Source organism: Acinetobacter sp. CY79 (genome assembly GCF_059515845.1).
In genome coordinates this window covers 18,585-44,454 of the sequence record NZ_JCAKMY010000009.1, presented here as the reverse complement: position 1 = coordinate 44,454, position 25,870 = coordinate 18,585, and the positions used below count along the sequence as shown (strand labels likewise).

22 protein-coding genes, 1 tRNA gene and 1 pseudogene are annotated in these 25,870 nt (G+C 37.9%); 11 read left to right on the top strand and 13 right to left on the bottom strand.

Features of this window, described 5'->3' with window-relative positions; all coding sequences use genetic code 11:
* Position 1 precedes the first annotated feature (1 nt).
* The 8 genes and pseudogenes from AC5YCE_RS04995 to AC5YCE_RS04960 all read right to left on the bottom strand — a co-directional run bounded on the left by AC5YCE_RS04995 (position 2) and on the right by AC5YCE_RS04960 (position 6,985).
* Positions 2 to 1,270: an HlyD family secretion protein gene (locus AC5YCE_RS04995; RefSeq protein WP_496171276.1), complete on the bottom strand. Its 1,269-nt coding sequence runs from the start codon at positions 1,268 to 1,270 to the stop codon at positions 2 to 4.
* 216 nt (positions 1,271 to 1,486) lie between these two features.
* Positions 1,487 to 3,274, bottom strand: coding sequence for a cholesterol oxidase substrate-binding domain-containing protein (locus AC5YCE_RS04990; RefSeq protein ID WP_496171275.1), 1,788 nt, complete (start codon positions 3,272 to 3,274; stop codon positions 1,487 to 1,489).
* 98 nt (positions 3,275 to 3,372) lie between these two features.
* Complete coding sequence (locus AC5YCE_RS04985; protein ID WP_496124579.1) at positions 3,373 to 3,711, bottom strand: hypothetical protein; 339 nt, start codon at positions 3,709 to 3,711, stop codon at positions 3,373 to 3,375.
* 137 nt (positions 3,712 to 3,848) lie between these two features.
* On the bottom strand, positions 3,849 to 4,616 hold the full coding sequence (tatC, locus tag AC5YCE_RS04980) for a twin-arginine translocase subunit TatC (protein ID WP_496171274.1): 768 nt from the start codon (positions 4,614 to 4,616) through the stop codon (positions 3,849 to 3,851).
* The gene (gene tatB / locus AC5YCE_RS04975; RefSeq protein WP_496124577.1) at positions 4,609 to 5,031 is read right to left on the bottom strand and encodes a Sec-independent protein translocase protein TatB; all 423 of its coding nucleotides are present in this window, start codon (positions 5,029 to 5,031) and stop codon (positions 4,609 to 4,611) included. The genes tatC and tatB overlap by 8 nt, the downstream gene beginning before the upstream one ends.
* Positions 5,032 to 5,083: 52 nt before the next feature.
* A pseudogene (gene tatA, locus AC5YCE_RS04970) lies at positions 5,084 to 5,227 on the bottom strand (twin-arginine translocase TatA/TatE family subunit); the annotation flags it as partial.
* 222 nt (positions 5,228 to 5,449) lie between these two features.
* The gene (locus AC5YCE_RS04965) at positions 5,450 to 5,962 is read right to left on the bottom strand and encodes a hypothetical protein (protein ID WP_496124576.1); all 513 of its coding nucleotides are present in this window, start codon (positions 5,960 to 5,962) and stop codon (positions 5,450 to 5,452) included.
* 117 nt (positions 5,963 to 6,079) lie between these two features.
* On the bottom strand, positions 6,080 to 6,985 hold the full coding sequence (locus tag AC5YCE_RS04960; protein WP_496171273.1) for an AEC family transporter: 906 nt from the start codon (positions 6,983 to 6,985) through the stop codon (positions 6,080 to 6,082).
* Positions 6,986 to 7,302: 317 nt separating this feature from the next.
* Here AC5YCE_RS04960 and AC5YCE_RS04955 point away from each other — a divergent pair, with 317 nt between their 5' ends.
* Positions 7,303 to 7,830 (top strand): hypothetical protein, encoded by a 528-nt coding sequence (locus tag AC5YCE_RS04955; RefSeq protein WP_496171272.1) that lies wholly within the window; start codon positions 7,303 to 7,305, stop codon positions 7,828 to 7,830.
* Positions 7,831 to 8,424: 594 nt separating this feature from the next.
* Positions 8,425 to 9,612 carry an ammonium transporter gene (locus AC5YCE_RS04950; RefSeq protein WP_496171271.1) on the top strand — a complete coding sequence of 396 codons (1,188 nt, stop codon included), beginning with the start codon at positions 8,425 to 8,427 and terminating at the stop codon, positions 9,610 to 9,612.
* A gap of 115 nt (positions 9,613 to 9,727) precedes the next feature.
* On the opposite strand, the gene AC5YCE_RS04945 is transcribed toward AC5YCE_RS04950, so the two are convergent.
* Complete coding sequence (locus AC5YCE_RS04945) at positions 9,728 to 10,435, bottom strand: HAD family hydrolase (RefSeq protein WP_496171270.1); 708 nt, start codon at positions 10,433 to 10,435, stop codon at positions 9,728 to 9,730.
* A gap of 173 nt (positions 10,436 to 10,608) precedes the next feature.
* The gene (locus tag AC5YCE_RS04940) at positions 10,609 to 11,931 is read right to left on the bottom strand and encodes an MFS transporter (protein ID WP_496171269.1); all 1,323 of its coding nucleotides are present in this window, start codon (positions 11,929 to 11,931) and stop codon (positions 10,609 to 10,611) included.
* A 147-nt stretch (positions 11,932 to 12,078) separates the two neighbouring features.
* On the opposite strand from AC5YCE_RS04940, the gene AC5YCE_RS04935 reads away from it, so the two are divergent.
* The 5 genes from AC5YCE_RS04935 to putP all read left to right on the top strand — a co-directional run bounded on the left by AC5YCE_RS04935 (position 12,079) and on the right by putP (position 17,145).
* On the top strand, positions 12,079 to 12,708 hold the full coding sequence (locus AC5YCE_RS04935; protein ID WP_496171268.1) for a lysophospholipid acyltransferase family protein: 630 nt from the start codon (positions 12,079 to 12,081) through the stop codon (positions 12,706 to 12,708).
* Between the two features lie 331 nt (positions 12,709 to 13,039).
* A complete protein-coding gene (locus tag AC5YCE_RS04930) occupies positions 13,040 to 13,933 on the top strand; it encodes a patatin-like phospholipase family protein (RefSeq protein ID WP_496171309.1) in 894 nt (297 codons plus the stop codon).
* 173 nt (positions 13,934 to 14,106) lie between these two features.
* Complete coding sequence (locus tag AC5YCE_RS04925; protein WP_496171267.1) at positions 14,107 to 14,580, top strand: NfeD family protein; 474 nt, start codon at positions 14,107 to 14,109, stop codon at positions 14,578 to 14,580.
* A 29-nt stretch (positions 14,581 to 14,609) separates the two neighbouring features.
* Entirely contained in the window at positions 14,610 to 15,461 is an 852-nt protein-coding gene (locus AC5YCE_RS04920; protein WP_496124568.1) for an SPFH domain-containing protein, read from the top strand.
* 190 nt (positions 15,462 to 15,651) lie between these two features.
* On the top strand, positions 15,652 to 17,145 hold the full coding sequence (gene putP, locus AC5YCE_RS04915) for a sodium/proline symporter PutP (RefSeq protein WP_496171266.1): 1,494 nt from the start codon (positions 15,652 to 15,654) through the stop codon (positions 17,143 to 17,145).
* 108 nt (positions 17,146 to 17,253) lie between these two features.
* Here putP and AC5YCE_RS04910 read toward each other — a convergent pair whose 3' ends face one another.
* The 3 genes from AC5YCE_RS04910 to prpF form a co-directional block, all read right to left on the bottom strand.
* Positions 17,254 to 18,165, bottom strand: coding sequence for a polyprenyl synthetase family protein (locus tag AC5YCE_RS04910; RefSeq protein WP_496171265.1), 912 nt, complete (start codon positions 18,163 to 18,165; stop codon positions 17,254 to 17,256).
* 174 nt (positions 18,166 to 18,339) lie between these two features.
* Positions 18,340 to 19,287 (bottom strand): sensor domain-containing diguanylate cyclase, encoded by a 948-nt coding sequence (locus tag AC5YCE_RS04905; RefSeq protein WP_496124565.1) that lies wholly within the window; start codon positions 19,285 to 19,287, stop codon positions 18,340 to 18,342.
* Positions 19,288 to 19,612: 325 nt separating this feature from the next.
* The gene (gene prpF / locus AC5YCE_RS04900; RefSeq protein WP_496171264.1) at positions 19,613 to 20,800 is read right to left on the bottom strand and encodes a 2-methylaconitate cis-trans isomerase PrpF; all 1,188 of its coding nucleotides are present in this window, start codon (positions 20,798 to 20,800) and stop codon (positions 19,613 to 19,615) included.
* A 300-nt stretch (positions 20,801 to 21,100) separates the two neighbouring features.
* Here prpF and AC5YCE_RS04895 point away from each other — a divergent pair, with 300 nt between their 5' ends.
* The 4 genes from AC5YCE_RS04895 (at position 21,101) to AC5YCE_RS04880 (ending at position 25,757) form a co-directional block, all read left to right on the top strand.
* Complete coding sequence (locus tag AC5YCE_RS04895) at positions 21,101 to 22,453, top strand: amino acid permease (RefSeq protein ID WP_496171263.1); 1,353 nt, start codon at positions 21,101 to 21,103, stop codon at positions 22,451 to 22,453.
* Between the two features lie 121 nt (positions 22,454 to 22,574).
* A tRNA-Arg gene (locus AC5YCE_RS04890) sits at positions 22,575 to 22,647 on the top strand.
* Between the two features lie 237 nt (positions 22,648 to 22,884).
* Positions 22,885 to 24,057: an OmpP1/FadL family transporter gene (locus tag AC5YCE_RS04885; RefSeq protein ID WP_496171262.1), complete on the top strand. Its 1,173-nt coding sequence runs from the start codon at positions 22,885 to 22,887 to the stop codon at positions 24,055 to 24,057.
* 377 nt (positions 24,058 to 24,434) lie between these two features.
* The gene (locus tag AC5YCE_RS04880) at positions 24,435 to 25,757 is read left to right on the top strand and encodes an OmpP1/FadL family transporter (protein ID WP_496171261.1); all 1,323 of its coding nucleotides are present in this window, start codon (positions 24,435 to 24,437) and stop codon (positions 25,755 to 25,757) included.
* Positions 25,758 to 25,870: the final 113 nt, after the last annotated feature.

Sequence of the window (25,870 nt, the reverse complement as noted above, 5' to 3'; positions counted from 1 at the left end):
CTTAGATTTTCCCTGTAATACTGTATAAAGGCTCAAGGACCCATTCATACAATTTACGTTTTTCTTGCATGATATCTGCATCAAAAGCCATGCCTACTTTAAGCGGTTTACTTTCACCATAGGCTTTGACTGTTTGCTGATTCAATGTCACTTTGACTAAATACACAGGTTCATTTTGATTCAAGGACATGCCTTGACTAAACTCACCAAAATTCGTTAATTGTTGTGGATTCATGGTCGTTGCTGAAATTGACGTAATCTTGCCCTGACCTTGTCCAAACTTTTGATAAGGATAGGCTTGAAAACGCAGCTTCACAGGTTGTCCAATCCGAATAAAACCAATCGCAGCACTGGGTACAAATAAGTGCGCTTCTAAATGAGATGGCGAAGGCACGATATTCATCACAGGAATATTCGGTGAAATAAACTGCCCAACTTCCGCATTGATTGAAGCAATATGCCCTGCCGAATTGGCTTGTAGAATTAAACTGTCACGGGCCTTATTTTCGAGAGATTCTTGTTGATTAGCTGCAATCTGACGATCAAGCATACTTAGCTCATTGTCCAGTTTAGAACCTAAACTTTTCTGAACCAGTTGCTTATTCGCAAGTTCAGATTGTTTACTGATTTTTTCTCGTTCATAACTCTGTAAAGTGACTTTTTGACTCATATAATTGTCTTGTTTCAACTGAAACTCTTCGACAGATATATATTCTTTGTCCTTTAAATCACGATAACGATTCACATTTTCTTGTGCGAGAACCAAACGCTGACGTTGTTCCGCAATTAATCCATCTAACTTATTTAAATCCAAATGAAGCGATTGCACTTCTGCATCCAACTGCTGTGCGCTATTGACATGCAAGTCTTTCAATTTATCTTTTTCAGTATCAAGACTTTGTTTTTTTAGTTGGATTTGCTGTTCAACAGATTCATTATAATTTCCAGAACTATTATAGCGCGTCATTTTCAAAGCCAATAAAGGTGCGCCTTTTTGGACACTCTGCCCATCTTTGACGAATTTTTCGCTAACCGTTCCACCCTCAGAACTGTATACACGAATCAAACCTGTATTGGGGATCAGTAAACCTTTTACACTGGTACGTTTGGTATAACTCCCAAAAAAGATAAAACTTAACAGCATCAGGATGAAAATGACGACACAAATGGTCAGCACCGTAAATGAAAATGGACGAATTAAAATAACCTCGCCAATCCATTTTGACTTTTGAGCATCAATGGCTTTGTCTCTAAACAGTTTCTTTATCATAAGTATTTATTTATATTTAATTTTTAAGTGCCGTTATTCGTAATTTTTAAAAATAATTGTATTCAATCAATCTTTAGATCTCAGTTTAACAACTGGTGTAGACCTTTAAATTCGCCCTATTAAAGACAATATTATTTATTTTGTCTAATTAATTTATTAAAAATAAATAAAGTACTTCACAATCTTCATCATGAAGTACTTGGAATCAATACGGCATTATTTCAAAACACGCATTGAAAGCGGTGCTGTAAACACTGCATGCGGATCATATTGTTTTAAAATTTGACTAGAAGATCGGATGGTTAAGCGATCAGCCTGCCCTTGTGCATGGACATGTGGAATTTCATAATCGATATAGTGACTACTGTCCCAAGCCTTTTGATTGGTATAGCCCCAACCTTTCGACCACTCTGGTCGCATCAAAGAATCGCCTTGATAACGCTGTGACATCCACTCTTCAACTTCGGTATAAAACTGTGGTGAAAATGGTGTTCCCGGCAAGGTCAAAATATCAAACCATACCGCACAGTCCCATTCTGGATGATCTGGACATGGCTTGATTGCTGATAAAGCAGCAGTTTCAGCACCTTGAATAATCGAATCTTCTGGATGATCTAAACCTGTCACACGAATTTCGACAGGTCCATTCATTGGGAATCGACCTAAACTTTGATATTGCTTCATTTTAACTAAGTAATAATCACAAAAATCAGCAATCACTTTTTGAACATTGGCACGACTGGTAATCACAGCATAACCATTGGCAGTCACACGTAATGTTGTAGGCTTCACATACATCAATACGTTTTTAGATGTTCCCCATAAGTCATAGGTTTGTGTAGATGCCAATCCACCTGTCAAAATCGTGGTAACTCCTGATAAAGGCGTTCCATTTAGACCCAATTTTGAAATTTCATACTGTGTTTTACCAAAGGTTGGCGTCAGATAAGCACTTTTATTGACCACAATTTTATGAATCAAATCGGTAAGGGGTTTAATTAAATTGTCCGAAAACCAATAGTTAAAAGGCTTATAGGTTAAACGTGCAGTTAATGGACGTTGAGGAGTGACCGTCCACACTTTTAACCAAGGATAATCTGTAAATGGAAACCAAATCGTCTCTACACGTCCTGATTGATCTAAGAAATAAGAGAATGTTCGGCCAGCATTTTTATCTTGTGCAAACAATTCCTGATAGTGAATATTGGTAATACTTTCACAACGCAAATTTTGATTTGCAGAGGTTTGTAACTGAGCAGATAAAATGAATGCACGTCCAATATGGACCAAGAAAGCTCGAATATCTGGGTCATTACGTTGGAAAGTCTTTGCAACATATTTACCTTGACTGGCATCGAATACCGCAGCAGTAATTGATACCACTAAGTTACTGATCGAGCCATAGGTTTGACCGACTAATTTCTTCTCACCAATTGCAGGTACACCTGTACCATGACCATCAATCGCTAACACACCACCGAGCGTCAAATCTCCTGGTGCAGGGATCGCTAAGAATCCACGATTACGATATTCCATTTGCGTCAGCAATGCTTCCATCTGAATACCAGCATCTGCTGTAACGACACCATTTGAATCAATAGTGACTTTATTGATATGCGTTGGCATATCGATAAGCAGTATTTTTGTTATTTTATCTTGGTCATCTAAAAGTAAAGGCGACCAGTTATGCGACATGCCTTTTGCTCTAACTTTATAACCATTTTGATATGCCCAGTTAATAGCACTTAATACCTGTTGTTGATTTCGAGGTGATGCAGTCCATGCATTTTCATAACGGGACTCACCTGACCAATTTTCATATAACTGTTTAAATACAGAAATATCTGAAGGGAAATTTACGAGTCTGTCTTGTAACGGAAAAAACCATGCCTCAGCTTTTTGCGTTGGCAACCAAGCAGATACTGCACCAACTGCTGCTAAACCACCCATTGTTTTTAAAAAGTCGCGTTTATCATTATCAATTTTTTCTGATGAATTTTGCATTCTTCTAGCTACCATGAATTTCAGTTTTTATTCTTAGTTACTAAAAAGCAGATTAGCAAAAAATCACTAATCTGCTTTTCTGACATCTTATTTAAGACTTATGAAAGCCACGCTTTAACGCCATTTAATGTCGGTAAAAGCTGATATTGACCTTCACCTTTTTCTTTTTCGTAGTGGTTCGGTGTTTCTGCAACATCACCACCTAATGCATGACCTAAACCGACTAATGCTTTAGATGCAGCTAAACCTGTAGAATCGGCAACTTGGTGAACTAGCCCTAAACCCACAGCACTAAATACAACACCTACTGATGAAATAAGTTTTGAATTTAACGTTTGGTTAAATAAATTTACACCATTAATTAGTGAATCACCTAAAAGTGTTCCTGCACCAGAAACTTCTTCGATTTCTTCTTGCTTAAGTTCAACTAAACTCATGATTTAACCCTCAATGATTAAGAATTGTTTATTGTGTCACTTAACTATTGTTAAGCATTTCTAAATATACAGAACTATTGTTTAAATAAAATAATATATGTCTGACAATAAATTATTATTTTGTGAAATAAATCACATTATTTTTCATATGTAGTTCGTTTCAAAAAATGAGCACATAATAAACCCAACTCAAAGAGAAAGTAGATCATCAGACCACCAATCGCCATGGATAGAATGTCAGGAGGAGTGACAAACATCGCTATAAAAAAACAAAATATGAAAATATAAGGTCTATTTTTCTTGATTGTTGAAATTTTCACTATGCCAAAATAAACCATCACCATAATCAACAAAGGCACTTGAAAAATGAGTCCCAAAATAAAAAAGAACTTAATGCAAAACAGTAGATATTGTTGAATATCTGTCATTGGAGTGACGCTTTCAGGAGATATTCCCATAAAAAATCCAAGTACAGCAGGCAGAATAATGAAATACCCTAAAGCAATCCCTAAATAAAATAACAAGATGCTGGTGGGGAAGAAAAAGAAAAATATTTTCTTTTCTTTTACGTAGAGGGCATTTTTCAGGAAGACATAGATTTTATAAAAAATAAAAGGGAACAACAGCATCAGGGTGACAAAGAAAACCAATTTTATCGGTGCAACAAATGTACTGGTGATATCTGTCGCGATCATATGTGCATTTGCAGGAAGTTTAGCTTGTAACGGTGTTGCGATAAGGTTGTAAATCGTATTTGCAAAAGGCACTAAAGCAATAAAGATCAATGCAAAAGCAATGAGGGCATGAATCAAATTACGCCTTAATTCAGCAAAGTAAACGCCGAACTGCCCTGATTTTTGTTGCGTGGATGAGGCTGAGGTTTCAGGTGTCTGAAATTCAGACATATCGGACTCCAATGGTGTGTAAATCTAAACATGACCATTGCATGAGATGGCTCATTACAAACTGTGTTTTAAAGGGTGTAGGTACTGTAAAAGACTGAATTGGGTAATATTTTTTTGTATTTTGATCAAGCTCTTGTTGAATTTGGCTTTCAACGTTGTTTTCTAGATTCGATAAATATCCCTGCATTTGAGATTCAAGCTGCTTAACATTTTTAAGCTCATCTTTTAATTCATCACGTAGTTGATGTAGCTCTAACTCAAGATCAAGTTTTTGTTTTATATCAGATTTAATTTGACTAATTTTTTTAATTATCTTTATTGCAAAACGAATCGCATCCGGTAAGCGCTCTGGTCCGAGTACGATAATAATGATCACCCCAAGGAAGAATAATTCTCCGAATCCAACGTCAAACATGGCTCAAGCAACATATCAATAAAAAGAAGTTAAACTATTGAGAATTCTTATCTTTTTTATCATCTCGGACTGCATCTTTAAAGTCTTTGACTGCACCACCGACATCTTTACCAAAATTTTTAAGTTTTGCAGTTCCAAAAATCACCAAGATGATAATCGCAAAAAGTACAATATGACCAATCGATAAACCCATCATTGTTGTTATCTCTTATTTTTAAGTATTTCTAAATAATATCAGAATTATTCTTCCTTCAACTTTAAAATTGTTCAACAATTTAGGTATAAGCTCTATTCTTTCTATTAGAACTCATTCCTTGTATTAGAGCTGAAGCTAAAAAAACCGATTTAGCATTCAGCATAAATCGGTTTCTAAAATTTTTAGATCTATTCATTCTGAATTGATCAATACCATTAGCACTTAACGACCATAAAGCGCTAATAATTTATCAAGGGTTGCTTGATAGTGAATTGAAATATCTTCAACCAAAATATTGTATGCATTATCGAACTGAACCATCGGCCAGCCTTCTTTCCAAAATGGAAAAATGTTATGCAAATCTTTGGTCACAATTGCATCTTCACGTTGAATCGCTTGTGAAATTTGTGACAATACTTGTGCAGTTTCAGCACCGTCAATCGCAAGATAATCAATGCCACGTACTTTTAAAATACGTACACGATCTTTCTTATAACGAATTTTCTTCGCCTGACCTTCATTTAAGCCCAAAGCTAAAGTCACTGCTTCAACAAATTTTGCTTCAAATGATGCATTCAATGCCACTAAAGCTTGTTTATGCGCTTCTTGACGGCCAGCTTTACCACCATTTCGAATCATCTCTTGTGCTTCAACATCGAGCTCATCGTCTTTCATGGACTGTAAAATGTCTAAAATTTCGATATCGCTTAAAGATTCAGGAGCGTGATCAGTCATGGGAGTCCTTGGACAAATATACAAAACACTATTTTCGCATAATTCTGAATTTAATTCAGGTTTAAAATTTGAAGCAATGTTATGTGCAGACTTTATATTTTAACCATTCATTCATGTTTACATGACCAAGGTCAGTACGATCGGTAAAGTAATCGCGGCACAGATGATTTGTAAACTGATCACCCCTGCCATCAATTGACTATCACCACCCAAAACTTTAGTAAGGATATAAGACGCTGAAGCCGTAGGAAGCGCGAAATAAAGCACAAAAATCTGTATTTCTAAATTTGAAAAGCCCAACCATCTACACACGAAAAAAGCCAATAGAGGCATGATCATTAGTCTTGAAACTGTGTTGATGATCAGTGGAAATAAATCTTTTTTAAGTGCCATAAATTGTAAGGCAGCACCCACACACATTAATCCTAATGGCAAACTACACGCAGCCAATTGTTTAATAAAATGATTGAGTCCATCCCATAAACTCAATCCTGAAAGATTAAACAAGATGCCGACGATACAGCCCATAATCAAAGGATTTTTAAGCAAAGACTGAATGATGGTTTGAAAATCCATACCATCTTGTTCAGTGAGTGACAGTACCGAAATAATATTGACGATCGGAATACTAATTGCCAATAAAATCGCAAAAATCGTCATGCCTTCTACTGGAAATAACGATGCAACGATGGCCAAACCGATATAAGTATTAAAGCGCACATTACTTTGAGTAAATACACCAAACCTTGATGGATGAATGTTTATTATTTTTTTTAACAAGTACAACACTGCACAGCTCAAACCGAACATGACCGCCAAAATAATCAAAATGGTGTTGACCATCGACAAATCAATTTGTGCAGTGGCTAAATTTCCGAACAACATCGCTGGAAATAGAATATAGTAATTTAACTTCTCTGTTCCTGACCAAAAACCGTCATTTAAATAAGCTGTTCGTTTAAGAACAAAACCCACAATAATGAAAGCAATCAGTGGAAATAGAGAAAGTAAAATACTGTACATACGATGAAGCTCGTTGAACATTGACCCGTTTTCAACTCAGCATGCAAAGTGAAATGCTGATCAATTGCGAATCAATGGATATTTGGAGTTCTGCACACTTTACGCCCCATTCCCCCTGCTTTGCAAAAGAAATCTGAATTTATCCTTTATTCAAAATAAATCCCTCAACGCTTTCATTTTCATAGTTTAAATTTCCACTGAGTCAATCTCGCTCAAGACTTGGTATAACAAAAACACTATTCTTTTTACTTGATCTAGATCGCTTTTCTTATAAAATGTGAAATACATCAATAAAATAAAAATTAATTTGGATTGCTATGGATAGTCAATTTTCTAAAATTCTTAATTTTTCAAGCCTTAAAGCCACATTGAAACTTCTACAAAAAACCTTGAGCCAAACATTGTTATGTAGCTGTGTGATTAGTGCATTACTGTTCCCAAATACAACTTTTGCTCAAACAAAAACAGATCAAAAAAGTGATATTTTCACTGCTGCAGGTTTTAAAAATACCAATGGTTTTTGGCGTGGAAAATGTAGCATAGGTCATATTCCTGTCATCAAAGACATCAATGGCGATGGCAGATTAGATGCAATTGTGCGTGATGGTGGAACAGAATGCTATGCATCTACTGGCGTTGGTTTCTATTTATTAACGACTCAAAAAAATGGGAAATGGACACGAATCTTTAATAGTCCAGGTGAACCACAATTTCTCAAATCAATCGGTCGCCATGGTTGGCCTGAAATGGTGGTGACGAATCCATCCAAATGCCACAATGTATTTCGTTGGGAGGGTTCGAAATTTATGAAAGTCCGCCAAGAGTTTAAAGGCAAGACGTGCTAAATACCATTCTATTATCCTTTAAAGTACAGACCTTTAAAGTACTGAGATGATTGCGAACATATTTCTATATTGAATGATTGAAAATGAGTTGATAAAAGAACCTATAAATTTAGTCATAGTTCAACTCAGACTGAATATTTTGAATCGCTCTGATGATCAAACTTGATTTTATTTCCTTAGATGATAACAGCTGAATAAAAAGCTCTATGTGTGCCTGAACCAATGTTCCCTTTGAGTTATCCATCTATGTTGACTTATTGAACTACAACTTCTCTGATGATGACTCGCGATGGCGATAAACTTTATGATCATTACAAAATATAATGTCTTCAATTTCCATAATCATTAAATTTCAGCTGTGATCAGAGCTTAAATTTATATCTAAAAATCAATCTCTTGTATTTTAATGCTCGTTCTTGTATTGCACCTTATTAGTGCGTATACACCATAAAAGTGCAACCCTCTGCGTTATATCGAGTCTTCATTGTTTTATGAGTATCTTGATCAATATTTCCCTCATGAAAAAAGCTTTGTGCCATAAAATCAGTCGCTATACTGCTCAAAATTAAAAGCTAAGTACCATAAGAAATCACTATGCAAAACACTGATCTACTCTTTCTCCTTCTAGGTGCAATTCTTGTTTTGGCTATGCACGCAGGTTTCGCCTTTTTAGAACTAGGTACTGTACGTCATAAGAACCAAGTGAATGCCTTGAGTAAAATTTTGACTGATTTTTCAATTTCAGCGGTTGCTTACTTTTTTATTGGTTATTACATTTCCTACGGCGAGCATTTCTTTCACAGTAGTACTGTTCTTGCCAATGAGCATGGTTACAACCTCATGCGTTGTTTCTTTTTATTGACCTTTGCGGCTGCAATTCCAGCGATTATTTCTGGAGGCATTGCAGAAAGAGCAAAGATGCGATCCCAAGCCATCGCAACATTATTCTTAGTGGCACTCATCTATCCTTTTTTTGAAGGCATGGTTTGGAATGGTAATTTTGGACTTCAAAAGTGGTTAGAAAACTCATTTGGTGCGAGTTTTCATGACTTCGCAGGATCGGTCGTGGTCCATGCCATGGGCGGCTGGATTGCTTTAGCTGCTGTCCTTTTACTCGGTCCTCGTTATGGACGTTACAAAAAAGATGGCCGAGTCAGTGCACACCCCCCTTCTTCAATTCCATTTTTAGCTTTAGGTTCTTGGATTTTGATCGTGGGGTGGTTCGGTTTTAACGTCATGAGCGCACAACGTCTCGATGCCATTTCAGGTTTGGTTGCCATGAATTCATTAATGGCAATGGTGGGTGGAACAATTGCTGCTAATTTCTTTGGTAAAGAAGATCCAGGCTTCTTACACAATGGTCCATTGGCAGGTCTGGTTGCGATTTGCGCAGGTTCAGATATCGTGCATCCACTCGGTGCTTTTGTGATTGGTTCAATCGCAGGTTTGATCTTTGTTAAATTCTTTACCTATACACAAAACAAACTCAAAGTGGATGATGTTTTGGGGGTATGGCCTCTTCATGGTATTTGTGGTGCTTTTGGTGGGATTGCTGTCGGTTTATTCGGTCAGCAATGGTTGGGTGGATTAGGCGGCGTATCTTTCATTTCTCAATTGATTGGAACGGGCCTCGCCATTGTCGTAGCTTTAATGGGTGGATTTCTCGTATACGGCGCACTTAAAGCAACCATGGGGATTCGTTTAAGCCAAGAACAAGAATATTTAGGTGCAGATATTTCTGTACATAAAATCTCAGCAAATTCTGATGAAGCGATCTTTTAAAAGATCGTAAACATTATAATGATAAAAACCAATTCACACCGCGTTAAAGCCCTGATTCACACAGGGCTTTTATCAGATTTGATATAAAATTTGCATAGTATAAATAAGTATTGGTTTAAGCCAAATAATGCACAACTTCATCAAGATGCCGAATCATATTCTTAGATTTCACTAAATTCTTATCTGAAATTGGATGAAAACCCTCAAGCAATAGCGCATTTAGACCTGCTGAAGTCGCACCGACATAGTCATTGATTGGATGATCACCGACATACAAGCTTTGCTTTGGATTGACCCGAAGCTTTTGGCAACTACGCAGAAAAATCTCAGCATTGGGTTTCGAGATACCGACTGATTCTGAACTCAATATTTCGTCAAAATAATCTAGGAAGCCCAAACCTTGTAGTATGTTTAACCGTGTTGCATGCCCACCATTTGAGATCACGGCGAGTTTATAATTTTGCTTTTTTAGCTGTTGTAATAAAACTTCTGCACCGGGCATTGCAACAGCTGACCGTCCAAATTGTTCAAACCAAAATTCGGTCAAATACTCCAGTTTAGGTGGATTGTGCCATGGTAATGCTTCAATCAATGCATGTGCAACCGACCCTGCAATACTGGGATGAGTCAAATCTTCTTTTTTGGGATAACCACCGTTGTCAATGCGACGAATAATTTCAATACTTTGATCCAGTTCAGCTTGATCAGCGCGCACCAGATCTGAACGAAATTCATTGATTAACAATTGGCTGTAGGCTTGCACACTTAAATCGCGATGAGTCAGTGTATTGTCTAGATCAAAAAGAACAGCCTTTATACTCATTATTCACGACGCTCCATTGAAATAGTCCCATTGCAATAATTTTTATTTAAATACATGCCATCCCCTATCACCCCTTGTTAACTTGCTCAGTGTTCCAAGTTAGCAGTCATGCATTGGTTAGCAAATTCCAATTTATTATTTCTAATTCTAATTTCCACCTAAATATGTTCAGCTTATTGCAACTCTGCTTTCACCAATTTCGACCAGTAAAGAATCGGCATCAACATCAAGATTCCAATCAAAGTAATACTGATTAAGTAGTTTTGATAGCCCAACCAATCCCCTGCGAGTCCACTTAAGGTATATAGCGCTCCTGCGACCATCGCCATGAGCGACACTTGGAATGTAAAATCCGTTCCCGCATGTTCTTTCCGACTATATTGCATGACCAAAGTCAAAATAATCACCAATAGCATGGATGAAAACATATCTTCTAAAGCATTGATCAGATAAATCATCCACGCCTGAATCTGAATCTGCTGCGTATGCAACGTTGCCAACCAAGCAAAGCCAGCCAAACTCACGAGCTTCAAAACTGAAAATAAGATCAATGCTTTTTCACGACGCATGACACGTAGACATAAACTTGCGACGCCCGCTCCCAATAGTGCTGCAAATGCCCCAAGCATCGTAATGTAGATACCAATTTGAGTCAGACTTAAACCGAGATCAACCAATAACGGTTTAATAATCGGGCCAGATAAGCCATCGGTGATCTTGATACAGCACAATACCGCGAACCATGCCAACATGACTTTGGTACTGAGAAAATAACGGAGATAATTTTTTATTTTTGAGGAAAAAGTTTGCTGACCCGTGTCATTGATATTCTGTTGAAGAGGATCAGAATCAATATTTCCTGCTTCTCTATAGGCTGTGTTCGCATCACCAGATAATCCAATATGATTTCGTTGATGTTTCGGCTCACGGTAGAACAAAATAGGCAATGTATTAAACAAAACAATCGCAGCTAAAATTAAAAAAGTACTCTGCCAATTCAGCCAATCCAGCGCCCAAAGGATCGCTCCACCGCCAACAATAAAGCCAAGTCTTGAACCAATCACTTGGAACATATTTCCAATAGGTTGTTGTTCACCTTTTAAGACACTCACTGCCAATCCATCGGTGGCAATATCTTGAGTTGCACCCACAGTATTCATGACTAATAAGGTAATAAAAAAAGCCAATAAATAAGTTGGATGATTTAACGATTCAATAGGAATAAAGGAAAGCGTAATTAAAATGCTAATCGTGAGAACCTGAGTGGGAATAATCCACGAACGATAGTGTCCAAAGCTTATTGAGCCAAATTTATCCACCCATGGCGCCCATAAGACTTTAATTGCCCACGGTGCCATGAGTAAACCAAAGCCCCCGATATGCGTCAGTGAAACACCTTGTGCCCTCAAGATCACAGGCAATGCATGCGTCATAAACCCCACGGGCAAACCTTGTGCCCAATATAATGAAAATAAAAGAAGATAAAGCTGAGGCATTTTAAGCATCATTATAGTTTTGACCTAAGCAAGAACGCTTCCATACAGCGAGCGATCGTGATACAAAAATGGATTCGTTTTATTTAGCCAATGTACCAAAGTATTAATATTGAGAAAATGGCTTTAATGGTGAAGAATATCTGAATAATGAATAACAAATTTCCGCACTTGCCTGAACAAGCACCGCATCGTGGCTCTAAACTGAGCCGCCAAATATTTAAACAACTTTATCTCGCTCAAGGTTGGCGATTTGAAGGTGAATTTCCTAATTTAGCCAAAGCGGTTGCCATTATTTCCCCACATACTTCAAATTATGATGGCTTATATGCCTTTTTAGCCATGCTTGGTGTAGGCATTAAGGTGACTGTCTTCGGTAAGGACACGCTATTCAAGACACCACTCAAAGGTTTGTTTAAATGGATGGGTGTCATTCCTGTTCAACGCGATTCGCCTCATGGTTTGACTCAACAGATTATCAATAAAATCCATCAAGAAGATAAAATTTGGGTAGCCCTAGCACCTGAAGGCACCCGTAAAAGTGCCGAACACATTCGCAGTGGTTTTTATAATATTGCCCTTGGTGCACAGATCCCGATTGTCATGTTTGCATTTGACTATGATCACAAAGTTATTCGCTGTATCGGTGTTTTAGAACCTACAGGTGATTACGAAGCAAATTTAGAGCAAATTTTAAACACCTATCAAGGTCAATTTTCACCGAAAAATAGGCAACGCTTGGCCAAACCATTGAAAGCTCTTTTAGATAAGGATCGTTGATACTTCTATAATCATTCCGAGTCTAAAATAATAAAAATTAATTGAAGTCAGTGAATAATATTTGACTGAATATTTTTGTAAAGATGACAGAATGACGCTAGAAAACTGACCCACAATCTGTTCATATATTCAGCAAAATTTCACCCACTTTTAGATCACCTTGCACGGCCAAACTCTTGCTTCTCTCCATTGTATGAATATGAAACAAAGAAACTAGAATGCTCTTGAAATGATACTGCGATGAAAGACTTGGTGATGAACGTGTGTTCTTTAAACTTTATTTAGCAACAGCCAATCCATGAAAAAATCAATTTTAAGATATACCGCATTCATGAGCCTGATTACATTGGCACTGAGTGGTTGTGACAAAAACACCAAAACATCTACACCGACTACACCACTTCAAGCTCGCGAACCTGTGATCGCACTGGCATTAGGGGGCGGTGGTGCCAAAGGTTTTGCCCACATTGGTGTGATTAAGGTTCTAGAATCACATGGTATTAAACCGAAGATTGTGACTGGAACCAGTGCAGGAAGTTTCGTAGGCAGTATCTATGCCAGTGGTAAAACGCCATTTCAACTCCAACAAATTGCTTTCAGTTTAAAAGAATCGGATATCCGTGACTTAACTTTGAATCGTCAAGGTGTGGTACTGGGTCAAAAACTTCAAGATTACGTCAATAAGCAAATTGCCAATAAACCGATTGAACAATTTCCTATTCGATTCGCTGCAGTTGCAACGCGACTGGACAATGGCAAGCGTGCAGACTTCATTAAAGGTAATGCGGGTCAGGCTGTTCGAGCTTCATGTAGCATTCCCAATGTTTTTGTTCCTGCAACGATCGGTGGAACGAAATATGTCGATGGCGGATTAGTGAGCCCGATTCCTGTGCAAACAGCAAAAGATATGGGTGCTGATATCGTAATTGCCGTTGATATCTCAGCACGTCCCGTGGGTGGTAAACCACTGAGTATGTTTGGTCTTCTTGATCAGACCATCAACATCATGGGACAGCAAAGTATTAATAGTGAATTAAATAAAGCCAATATCGTGATTCAACCCCAAGTTGGCAATTTGGGTGCGCTCGATTTAAAAGCAAGCAATCAAGCCATTCTTGAAGGTGAAAAATCAGCACAACTAAAAATTAAATCGATTGATGCTGCTATTGCTCATTTCAAGAAATCACCTGCTGCCTTTAAACCTGCACCGCGTCCACGTATCTAACATTTCAATTTCTAAATGTTCTTTCGCCTTTAAAATTTCATTCAAAAAACAGAAAAGCAAATTGGGTAGGTATATGACCGAATTTGCTTTTTTTATGTTCAGTAGTGGTTAACTCTGTTACATTGTTCAAGATATGAATCATCTATATCAACGATAAACATAAGGGTTGATTTATGAATTTTATTTTTGAACCGTGGCATTGGTTTGTATTGGGTATTGTTCTTATTATTTCTGAATTATTTATTCCAGCATTTGCCGCATTATGGTTTGGGATCGCAGCACTCGTAGTCACTATTTTATTGTGGTTTTTCCCATCCATGAGTTTTGAAATTCAATTGATTTTATGGGGACTTTTATCGACAGCATGTACAGTGCTCTGGTTTAAATATATTAAACCACTGCTAGTTGATAGAACCAAAGTAGATCAAAGACGTGAGGCCGCCATTGGCCAAATAGGTATGGTTATTCAAGCCAGTTTAGAACAAAATCAAATTAAAGTGCGCTTTTCTACCCCAGTGATAGGTGCAGATGAATGGGCTTGCCATGCTGTTGTTCCGGTACAAGTAGGTGATCGAGTTATTGTCACTGATATTTCAGGGAATCAATTGCTGGTTCGACCATATTCATCAAAAATTTCAACCTTATAAATTAAAATAGCTTCATAAGAGGGATGGTTATGTCTGGTTCAGTTATCGGTTTTGTTTTTGTTGCATTTATAGTTTTCACTATATTTAAGGGCGTACGTATTGTCCCTCAAGGGTATAACTGGATTGTACAACGTTGGGGAAAATTTCAACGTGTTCTAAGTCCAGGACTAAACTTTATCATTCCTTATATCGATGATGTTGCCTATAAGGTGACAACAAAAGATATCGTTTTAGACATTCCTTCTCAAGAAGTGATTACTAGAGATAATGCCGTATTACTCATGAATGCTGTTGCCTACATCAATATTGCGGCTCCCGCAAAAGCAGTATATGGAATTGAAAACTATACTTGGGCAATCCAAAACTTAGTACAAACCTCATTGCGTTCAATTGTTGGTGAGATGGATTTGGATGATGCGCTGTCATCTCGTGATCACATTAAGGCAAAATTGAAAGCAGCCATTTCTGATGATATTTCAGACTGGGGGATTACCCTGAAAACAGTTGAAATTCAAGATATTCAACCTTCTGCGACCATGCAATCTGCGATGGAAGCGCAAGCAGCAGCTGAACGTCAGCGTCGTGCAACAGTAACGCGTGCTGATGGTGAAAAACAAGCGGCTATTTTAGAAGCTGAAGGTCGCTTAGAAGCATCTCGTCGTGATGCTGAAGCTCAGGTTGTGCTAGCTGAAGCCTCTGAAAAAGCCATTAACATGGTAACCAATGCCGTGGGCGATAAAGAAATCCCCGTTGCTTATCTTTTAGGTGAGCAATATGTCAAAGCCATGCAAGATATGGCCAAATCAAATAATGCCAAAACTGTGGTCTTGCCTGCGGACATCATGAATACCATTCGTGGTGTGATGGGTCGAAATAACTAATTCTTCAATTATTAAAAATGAGCACAATAAGAAGGTAGCGTATTTGCTACCTTTTTTTATTTCTTAGATGAGCATGTGTACTGATCAAGTCTCTGAAATTATCAGCATTTTTCTTCATTTTATGTTTAAATTTCGCCTTCGTTTTAGATTTGTACTTTCAATCTATACTCCTCCCTAATATGGATATCGTATGAGCGCCCTAAATCCTACTCTAATAACATTTCTATTTTATATCGTCGCCATGGTTGTGATCGGTCTGATTGCGTATCGTGCAACCACGAATTTTTCAGACTATATCTTAGGTGGGCGTCGTTTAGGCAGTTTCGTGACAGCACTTTCTGCTGGTGCTTCAGATATGAGTGGTTGGTTACTAATGGGCTTACCGGGTGCAATTTATTTATCCGGTCTTTCCGAAATGTGGATTGCGATCGGTTTGATTATTGGTGCTTGGCTAAACTGGCTGTTGGTCGCTGGACGCCTACGGGTTCATACCGAAGTTCAAAATAATGCGCTCACACTACCAGACTACTTTTCCAATCGCTTTGATGATCAAAAGAAAGTCCTTCGTATCGTTTCTGCACTTGTGATTTTAATTTTCTTCGCAATCTACTGCGCTTCAGGCATGGTGGCAGGCGCTCGATTGTTTGAAAGCATGTTCGATATGTCCTATAGCACTGCCCTTTGGATTAGCGCTATTGCAACCATCAGCTATGTCTTTATTGGTGGTTTCTTAGCAGTATCTTGGACAGATACCATCCAAGCGGGACTGATGATTTTTGCATTACTGCTCACACCAATCGTGACCATTTTCAGTTTCTCTGATATGACGCAAGTGACGCTTGCTTTAGAAGCTGCACGTCCTCAAGCCATGAATGTGATGGGTGATCTCAGTACTGTCGCGATCCTTTCGCTATTGGCATGGGGTTTAGGTTACTTTGGTCAACCACATATTCTTGTACGCTTCATGGCTGCTGATTCAGTTAAATCCATTCCAAATGCACGCCGTATTGGTATGACGTGGATGATTCTGTGTTTAGGTGGTGCTGTAGCTGCGGGCTTCTTCGGGATTGCATTCTTTGAGCAAAATCCGCACTTGGCAGCTGTTGTGAATGCCAATCCTGAAACAGTCTTTATGGAATTAACCAAGATTCTATTCAATCCATGGATTGCAGGTATTGTTCTTGCCGCAATTTTAGCAGCGGTGATGAGTACGCTTAGTTGCCAGCTTTTAGTCTGCTCAAGTACCTTAACGGAAGATTTCTATAAATCATTTATTCGTAAAAATGCGTCTCAAAAAGAATTGGTTTGGATTGGTCGCTTGATGGTGCTTTTGATTGCACTACTTGCCATTGCACTTGCATCAAACCCTGAATCAAAAGTGCTTGGCTTAGTTGCATATGCCTGGGCTGGTTTTGGTGCTGCCTTTGGTCCACTGATCATTCTTTCATTATTCTGGAAACGCATGACATTTAACGGTGCTTTATATGGCATGATTGTGGGTGCAGTGATGGTCATCGTTTGGAAAAATGTTTGGGGCGATACGGGTGTTTACGAAATCATTCCAGGCTTTATCTGTTCATTCATCACGATCATTGTGGTGAGCTTGATGGGTAAAGCTCCTTCAACCCGAATCACGGCTCGTTTTGATGAAGCTGATCGTCTTTATAAGGAAGCAACCAAGTAACTTTAAATGAATTTCAAATGAATACGGAGAGTATTCGATTAAAATAAACATTAAAAAAGAGGATCGAATGATCCTCTTTTTTATGACAATCCAATTGGAAAAATCAGATTAGTATTTACGCGACAACAAGAACTGAGAAATCTGCTCAAGTTGTTGAGCGTCTCTAGCAAAGTAAGCCAATGCAGCAAAGGCTTGATCATGAAGTTGTTGTGCATATTGTTTGGCTTGATCTAACCCCATCAGAGCAGGATAAGTCGATTTTTCAACTTGCTCATCCTTACCTGCTGTTTTGCCTAAGGTTTCAGTATCAGAGATCACATCTAAAATATCGTCCTGAACCTGAAATGCTAAACCAACCGCTTGACCAAATTTACGTAGTTGTGGAATCGCAGGATCAACAACCTCAAATACCGTCACAGCCGACATCATGATCGCAGCTTGGATCAATGCCCCAGTTTTATTACGGTGAATATTTTCAAGCGTCTCTTGGTCAACAGATTTACCTTCAGACTGAATATCTAAAACTTGCCCGCACACCATTTTTGAACTTGAGGTTGCCAAAATTTGCATTTGCTTTAATACAATCTGAGCATCAACACTCTGCTGTGTATCAAACAAGCGACTGCCTAGGACTTCAAAAGCCATCGATTGCAAAATATCGCCTGCCAATAATGCAGTATCTTCACCATAACTGACATGACAAGTCGGCTGACCACGACGTAGTAAGTCATTGTCCATACAGGGTAAATCATCATGTGCCAGCGAATAGCAATGAATCAGTTCGACTGCAACAGCAGCACGACGAACAGCAGCAAAATTTGGATTGTTCGGTTTTAATTGAGCAGTGGCGTAGCATAAGGCTGGACGAACTCTTTTCCCGCCTAACATCACTGCATGATGAACTGCACTTTTCAACGGTTCTGGCATTGAAAATGCGTCTAAGGCTGTGACTAAGTCTTTCTGAATCTGTTGTTGAGCTTGCTTTAAAATATCAGTATTCACATTAGGTATAGATGTCACTGTTGCCTCGAACTCACTTAGAGCAGTCTTGAAAGACTTCATGTCAATTAATGAAGCCTATTCTACATGGATTCTGCCTTAGACTCACTTACTCTTCTCAAGTACTGAATTATATGAAGAACGTTCTTTTGAATGGGTTGAGAACATTAATCTTATCTTGAATGACTATAAAGGCTACTTTAATACAAAGATTGCATTTTTACCCTGTTCTTTGGCTTGATTCACTGCGATCTCTAACTGATGCATAATATCAATCTCTGCATAATTATCATTCACACGTGGGTGATAGATCCCGATTGTTATGCCAAGAATTTCATCACTATTTTCATCAAAGCGTATTTGTTCTTTGTCAATTTTTTGTCTTAAACGCTCTGCAACAGTCAGTACTTTCCAAGGCGTCGATTGCTCAAGAACAATAATAAAACTGGCTGAATTCAATCGATACAATTGTGCATTGTCTTGATCAATCTCTTCAGAAAACAACTTACCCAACTGATTTAAAATTTCATCACCAATGCTATAACTGTTCAAACGATTAAATTTTTTGAAGTCTTCAATATCAATTTTAACAAAGGAAAAGCGTTCTCGATTACCCCCAATAAAGTGTTCCGACAAATATTCCTCTAGTGCAATTTTATTTTTAAGACCCGTGGTTTGATCAATGTATAAAGAATCGTGCAATTTCTTATTATTTTGAATTAATACACGCTCACGTCGCTTTAAACGCGTTACGTCAGCACACACAATAATAATGGACTCAATTACCCTATCATCCTTTCTTAATACTCTAAAATTCAGAATATAAAAATGTCCTTTAGAATAAAATTCATTTTCAATATGGTCTAAATAAGGCTCTTTATTAAATTTATCAGCTGCATCTGTATAAAGCGCAAAAACAACAGTAGAAAATTCATTCAGCTTTTTACCCAGCATATACAATGCATCACTTTCATAAATATCAGCGAATAATTGATTTACACCGAGTACCGTTGACTCATGGTCAAATATTGCGATCGGAACAGGTAATTTTGAGATGAAAGAAACCAGCTCTAGTTTTCCCATCGCCTTAAGCGTATCGAGGAACACAGAATTACTTGTTTCATGATGTTTTATAGAAGTCATAATCACCTCATTCTTAATCATTATTCATTAATGAACTTGGTATCTCCCCTTTTAATCAATTCTATTTAAAAGAAAATATGCACAATCATTATGTATATGTCGTTTAGTTGAAATATATCATGTGAAATAGTGATGAAAAAATAAGCTTTTTGTAATCAAATTTCACTAAAAAATGACTTACTATTCGATAGATAAATTTACCATTCAAGCTTGATTTTTGAATCAAAGAATAAAGCACATTAGTCCAAATCATTAATATCGACTTCACAATAAGAAGACCAAATCTATTGCAGGAATAAACTTAGTCTCAGACATCAAAATTTTGTTAGAAACTATCAGCAGGAATTCTTACCCAGCCTTCCATCAAAACTCGCGCGCTGCGACTCATAATGGCTTTTTTGACTTGCCATTGGTCATTTTCAAATGTTGCTTGAGCACCTACCCTTAAAGTACCTGACGGATGCCCAAATCGGACTGCTTCGCGTTCACCACCACCTGCCGCAATATTCACTAATGTCCCAGGGATTGCTGCAGCAGTACCAATAGCAACAGCAGCGGTTCCCATCATGGCATGATGAAGTTTCCCCATAGAGAGTGCACGAACTAATAAATCTACATCCGAATCGTTCACGGATTTACCACTAGAAGACACATAACTTTTTGCAGGTGAAACAAATGCAATTTTAGGGGTATGTTGACGATTCTCCGCCTCAGCTAGATCTTGAATGATTCCCATCTTAAGTGCACCATGAGCGCGGATCGTTTCAAACTTTGCCAATGCAGCAGAATCAGCATTAATATCATCTTGCAGCTCAGCACCTGTATAGCCAATATCTGAAGCATTGAGGAAGATCGTTGGAATCCCTGCATTAATAAATGTCGCTTGGAAAGTTCCAATATCAGGTACGTCTAATTGATCTACAACATTTCCAGTTGGGAACATTGCACCGCCATCTTCACCATCATCTGCTGGATCAAGAAATTCAATTTGAACTTCTGCCGCTGGAAAAGTCACCCCATCTAACTCAAAGTCACCTGTTTCTTGAACCTGCCTATTGGTGATTGGCACATGTGCAATAATGGTTTTTTGAATATTCTTTTGCCAAATACGAACGGTACATAAGCCATTTTCAGGAATACGACTTGCATCGACCAATCCATTTGAGATTGCAAACGAACCCACTGCGGCAGTCAAATTTCCACAGTTTCCACTCCAATCCACGAATGCTTTGTCAATTGACACTTGGCCAAATAGATAATCAACATCATGGTCTGCTTGAGTACTTTTTTCCAAAAGCACTGTTTTACTGGTGCTTGATGTCGCTGCACCCATACCATCAATTTGTTTTCCATAAGGATCCGGGCTGCCAATTACGCGAAGTAAAAGCTGATCTCTCGCTGATCCTGGTATTTGAGCTCGCTGAGGCAAATCACTGACTTTAAAAAATACACCTTTACTCGTACCACCACGCATATAAGTTGCTGGAATTTTAATTTGTGCTGGAAAGCTCATTGTTTATTATCCTTCGGTTTTTATCAGGGTATCTATGTCCACTTTAGACTTGATATAGTGCTGAAAAACTATGCATCAAACTACAGGACTTAAGTATAAAAATCGGGTTAATAACTTAAAATGGCTGAGGCATGATTTTTTCAGATGAGAAATGTGTAAAATTAAATATTTGTTTTAACTTTATTTTTAATCCTTTTTATCGTATTGAAAATGAATGATTTCTGCAGTACGTCAGATTTACTAGGCTAAAAGAAATCAATCTATTACAATGATTTAAAATCACTCGGCGAGCTGAATAAATTGGATAACAATTCTTCTCAACTTCAGCGCGGCCTCAAAAATCGTCATATTCAATTGATTGCCATGGGTGGCGCAATTGGTACTGGTTTATTTTTAGGATCTGCGCAAGTCATACAGTCTGCAGGCCCCTCAATTATCTTAGGATATGCAATTGGTGGTCTCATCGCATTTCTCATCATGCGTCAACTCGGGGAAATGATTGTTCATGAACCTGTTGCAGGTTCTTTTAGCCACTTTGCAAATCGCTACTGGGGCAAATTCCCAGGCTTCTTAGCAGGTTGGAATTATTGGATCCTTTATATCCTCGTTGCAATGACAGAGCTCACTGCAGTCGCAAAATATATTAATTACTGGTGGCCCCATATTCCCGCTTGGGCATCTGTACTGACCTTCTTTATTATTATTACTCTAGTGAACTTATGTAATGTAAAGTTTTACGGCGAATCAGAATTCTGGTTATCAATCATTAAAGTGACTGCTGTCGTTGCAATGATTGCATTTGGTTTATTCTTGCTTTTCACTGCGGGTGAAAACTCAACCGCTTCATTTAGCAACCTATGGGCTCACGGTGGATTCTTCCCGAATGGTTTTGAAGGCTTGTTCTTCATGCTAGCATTCTTGATGTTTGCTTTCGGTGGTATTGAACTCATCGGGATGGCAGCTGCAGAAGCTGAAAATCCAGAGAAAACGATTCCCAAAGCCATTAATCAAGTGGTGTTCCGAATCCTGATTTTCTATGTAGGTTCATTGACTATTCTTTTATCTTTAGTGCCATGGAACCAGCTTGATCTAGGGGGGTTGGATAAAAGTCCATTTGTGATGATCTTTAGTCAACTTGGAATTAACTGGGCAGCCCACCTACTCAACTTTATTATTTTGACTGCTGCACTTTCTGTTTATAACAGTGGTATGTATGCAAATAGCCGTATGCTTTTTGGTTTAGCAAAACAAGGCAATGCGCCTAAGATTTTCGAAAAGACCAATAAAACAGGCGTACCCATTCCAGCGGTATTGTTCTCAGCAGTGCTGATTTTCGGTTGTGTACTACTCAATTACTTTGTTCCTGAAGATGCCTTAGGACATTTGATTTACATCGTGGTTGGTGCACTAGTATTGAACTGGGCAATGATTACGCTAACGCATTTGAAATTTAAGCAAGCAATGAAGCAGACAGGTGAAATCACTAAATTCCCAGCACTGTGGACACCTTTAGGAAATTTCATTGTTCTTGCCTTTATTGCTGTTGTATTGTTCATTATGTGGACTCAAGGCTTTAAAGAGTCTGTGATTATGATTCCGGTCTGGATCGCAATTATGATGATTCTTTATAAGAGTCTGAATAGCAATAAATAAAACTAAAAATGGAGGGCATTCGAGTTAAATGCCCTTCATTTTTACTGATTCAGTATAAGTATATTGATCTATCCCGAATGATCAAATTAAAGTATATTTCATATAATTTTTCATACTTAATGCGCTTTTAGCTTAACTGGATAGAGCAGTTGCCTCCTAAGCGACCGGCGTGGGTTCGAGTCCCGCAAAGCGCAAACCCCTTAAATCAAAATCAAACCACTTCACATAAATATTCAATCATTGACTTTTTTTCTCATTTCGTTCGTCATTTTAGTCATATTTATTTGTTGCATCTCTGTACCTTTATGCTATGTTGAATTTAAGAGTGAAAAATAACCAACAAATAAAATATGCTTATTTTCCACTTCAAAGCTAAGTAAAAAAATAGCTCAAGAATCATAATATTTTTAAATTATCTAAGGATAGATAAAATGAAATTAAAAGCCATCAGTTCTTCTGTATTACTCGCTCTATTACCTGTTTCTGGTGTCTATGCCGCTGCAATGGATCGTTCTGGACAGTCAATTAGTGCTTTCCTTCAACCTAACAATTATTTTGAAGCAGGAATTTCTATTCTTGATCCGACTGTCTCTGGAAAAAATGCTCAAGGTAAAATTAGCGATATGGGCGAAGATTACTACTTTCCGAGTGCTGCCCTCAAAATTCAAGCGACAGATAATATCTCTTTAGGTTTGATTTATGATCAGCCTTTTGGCGCGGATGCCTATTATTCAGATGGGACGATTATATCTGCTCTAGGACCACGACCATTAGCAGGTACAGATGTTGAAGTAAAAACCAATAATTTAACAGCACTTGTTGGTTTCCAACCAAATGAAAATATCAACATTTACGGTGGTGCTGCCTATCAAGATGTTCGAGGAAACATTACTTTATCCAGTCTTGGTTATACCGCAAATTTCAAAAGAGACGATAGTATTGGTTGGTTAGCAGGCGCTGCCTATCAAATTCCGGATATTGCTTTAAAAGTAGCACTCACTTATCGTTCTGAAATTGATCATGAACTTGAAACAAGTGAATCTGTAAGTTTACCTGGACCAGCTGCTGCTTATAATCCATTATTTTTGGGTACATCTAAAGATACTGCGCTTTCTACACCTCAATCCGTTAACCTCGATTTTCAAACAGGAATCATGGCGAATACTGTCGCATTTGCCAATGTTCGATGGGTAGAATGGGGCGGATATGGTATTGATATCGATAAATTCAGAAGAGTGACAGCAACATTAGCGGGAAGCCCAGCTGACCCAACCAAAGGTCAAAACATTATTGACTATAAAAAAGATCAATGGTCTGCCAATGTCGGGGTAGGTCGCAAGTTCAATGATCTATGGGCAGGTAATTTCTCTGTAGGTTGGGATTCTGGTGCAGGTAATCCAGTCACAGCGCTTGGGCCAACTGAAGGTTATTGGAATGTTGGCTTAGGAGCACAATTTAGCCCTACTCCAGCGACTTTTATTGCTGGTGGTGTGAAATACTTTATGCTCGGTGATGCAGAAGGACAATCGGTGGGTACTAAAGTTGGTGACTTTGAAGATAATGATGCCATCGCGTATGGTCTAAAAATCGGTTATAAATTTTAATCCTAATACATTAACGATTTAAAAAGAGTGCATTTGTACTCTTTTTTTGAACTAAATAGTTCAAAAAAACAATAAATGATTATTTATTGATCACCTTTAACTATGATTTAAGCGATACATAGTTAAGTTATTTTTAATAAAACTTACTATGAATATCAAATACATATAATTTTTAGAGAAAAAAATGGCTATTCATTAGGATTTATTTAATTCAATAAGAGTAAATGCTCTATTTATATAGAGTATTTACTCTTATTTTTTATGTGCTATTTTGTTCTCACAAGTAACTTTAGATTTCAGTTGTGTAACAACACTTAAATCTAACCAATTTTAAAAACTAAAAATTCGATTCGTTAGAATGTTAGGGAAAGATTCAAATGAAATTAAAAACATTAACAACCGCTATATTATTATCATTGCCAACTGCTGGTGCTTTCGCGGCTGCCCTAGACCGTTCTGGTCAATCAATCTCAGCATTCTTGCAACCCGATAATTACTTTGAAGCTGGTATTTCAATTTTAGATCCAAATGTTTCAGGTAAAGAAACTGTTGGCGCACAGCGAAATATCGATGATATGGCTGGTGATTACTATTTCCCAACTGCTGGACTGAAAATTCAAGCCACAGATCAAATTTCAGTAGGTTTACTATACGATCAGCCGTTTGGGGCTGAAGCAGAATACAATGGTAACAATATTTTTGTTGCATCACCTAGCGATACCATTATTTCCGGCCTTCCAACTGCTTTAGTAGGTGGTACGACAGGTGCAACTAAAGTTGATGTAGACACTCAAAATCTTTCATTAATCGTTGGCTTCCAACCTAATGAAAATATTAACATCTACGGTGGTGGTGTTTATCAAACGATTAAAGGGAATGTTGCTTTAAGAGGTAATGCTTACAGTCTTTATAATGGTTATGACGCAAGTATTAAAGAGACTGATGGCGCAGGATGGCTAGCTGGTGCAGCCTTCCAAATTCCTGATATTGCTTTAAAAGCATCTTTAACTTACAGATCTGAAATCGATCATAAAGTGAATATCAATGAATCTATAAGTTTATTGGATAAACTTGAACAAGCTTTACCTCAATTATCGGGTAGCCCTTTAGGCCCTCAATTAGCGCCTTTACTTCCTACCATTAATGGACTTATTGCTGCAAATAATGCTCCAACCGAGAAAACAACAATTACAACTCCACAATCTGTAAATCTAGATTTCCAAACAGGGATCATGGCAAACACTGTTGCCTTTGCAAATCTACGTTGGGTTGACTGGTCTAGTTTCTCAATTAAACCTTATAAGTTCGGACAAGTATCGAATGTTGCTGGCCAATTACCGACAATTGCTCGACCTAACGGATTTAATTTAGTTGAATACTCTGACGATCAAATTTCTGCAACAGTAGGTGTAGGTCGTAAATTTAATGATCTTTGGGCGGGTAACGTTTCTGTAGGCTGGGATTCAGGTGCCGGAAACCCTGTTTCAACATTAGGTCCAACTGAAGGTTACTGGAATGTTGGTTTAGGTCTTCAATACAGCCCTACTCCTGCTACTTTTATCGCTGGGGGTGTTAAATACTTTATGCTTGGTGATGCTGATGCACAAACTGGTGCACAAGCAGGTAGTAACGATTATGTAGCTACTTTTGAAGACAATGATGCTTGGGCATATGGCTTAAAAATCGGTTATAAATTCTAAAATTAAAAAACATAAAAAAGACCGCTCTGTCGGTCTTTTTTATTAATATACAAATATAAATTAATTGTATATTTTCAAACCGAACAGTACTAAAAAAAAACTCATCTCAATGA

Excerpts from the sequence above, each read along its gene's own strand:
- AC5YCE_RS04995 (WP_496171276.1), bottom strand. The coding sequence starts at position 1,270 with ATGATAAAGAAACTGTTTAGAGACAAAGCCATTGATGCTCAAAAGTCA.
- AC5YCE_RS04990 (WP_496171275.1), bottom strand. The coding sequence starts at position 3,274 with ATGCAAAATTCATCAGAAAAAATTGATAATGATAAACGCGACTTTTTA.
- AC5YCE_RS04985 (WP_496124579.1), bottom strand. The coding sequence starts at position 3,711 with ATGAGTTTAGTTGAACTTAAGCAAGAAGAAATCGAAGAAGTTTCTGGT.
- tatC (WP_496171274.1), bottom strand. The coding sequence starts at position 4,616 with ATGTCTGAATTTCAGACACCTGAAACCTCAGCCTCATCCACGCAACAA.
- tatB (WP_496124577.1), bottom strand. The coding sequence starts at position 5,031 with ATGTTTGACGTTGGATTCGGAGAATTATTCTTCCTTGGGGTGATCATT.
- AC5YCE_RS04965 (WP_496124576.1), bottom strand. The coding sequence starts at position 5,962 with ATGACTGATCACGCTCCTGAATCTTTAAGCGATATCGAAATTTTAGAC.
- AC5YCE_RS04960 (WP_496171273.1), bottom strand. The coding sequence starts at position 6,985 with ATGTACAGTATTTTACTTTCTCTATTTCCACTGATTGCTTTCATTATT.
- AC5YCE_RS04955 (WP_496171272.1), top strand. The coding sequence starts at position 7,303 with ATGGATAGTCAATTTTCTAAAATTCTTAATTTTTCAAGCCTTAAAGCC.
- AC5YCE_RS04950 (WP_496171271.1), top strand. The coding sequence starts at position 8,425 with ATGCAAAACACTGATCTACTCTTTCTCCTTCTAGGTGCAATTCTTGTT.
- AC5YCE_RS04945 (WP_496171270.1), bottom strand. The coding sequence starts at position 10,435 with ATGAGTATAAAGGCTGTTCTTTTTGATCTAGACAATACACTGACTCAT.
- AC5YCE_RS04940 (WP_496171269.1), bottom strand. The coding sequence starts at position 11,931 with ATGCCTCAGCTTTATCTTCTTTTATTTTCATTATATTGGGCACAAGGT.
- AC5YCE_RS04935 (WP_496171268.1), top strand. The coding sequence starts at position 12,079 with ATGAATAACAAATTTCCGCACTTGCCTGAACAAGCACCGCATCGTGGC.
- AC5YCE_RS04930 (WP_496171309.1), top strand. The coding sequence starts at position 13,040 with ATGAGCCTGATTACATTGGCACTGAGTGGTTGTGACAAAAACACCAAA.
- AC5YCE_RS04925 (WP_496171267.1), top strand. The coding sequence starts at position 14,107 with ATGAATTTTATTTTTGAACCGTGGCATTGGTTTGTATTGGGTATTGTT.
- AC5YCE_RS04920 (WP_496124568.1), top strand. The coding sequence starts at position 14,610 with ATGTCTGGTTCAGTTATCGGTTTTGTTTTTGTTGCATTTATAGTTTTC.
- putP (WP_496171266.1), top strand. The coding sequence starts at position 15,652 with ATGAGCGCCCTAAATCCTACTCTAATAACATTTCTATTTTATATCGTC.
- AC5YCE_RS04905 (WP_496124565.1), bottom strand. The coding sequence starts at position 19,287 with ATGACTTCTATAAAACATCATGAAACAAGTAATTCTGTGTTCCTCGAT.
- prpF (WP_496171264.1), bottom strand. The coding sequence starts at position 20,800 with ATGAGCTTTCCAGCACAAATTAAAATTCCAGCAACTTATATGCGTGGT.
- AC5YCE_RS04885 (WP_496171262.1), top strand. The coding sequence starts at position 22,885 with ATGAAATTAAAAGCCATCAGTTCTTCTGTATTACTCGCTCTATTACCT.
- AC5YCE_RS04880 (WP_496171261.1), top strand. The coding sequence starts at position 24,435 with ATGAAATTAAAAACATTAACAACCGCTATATTATTATCATTGCCAACT.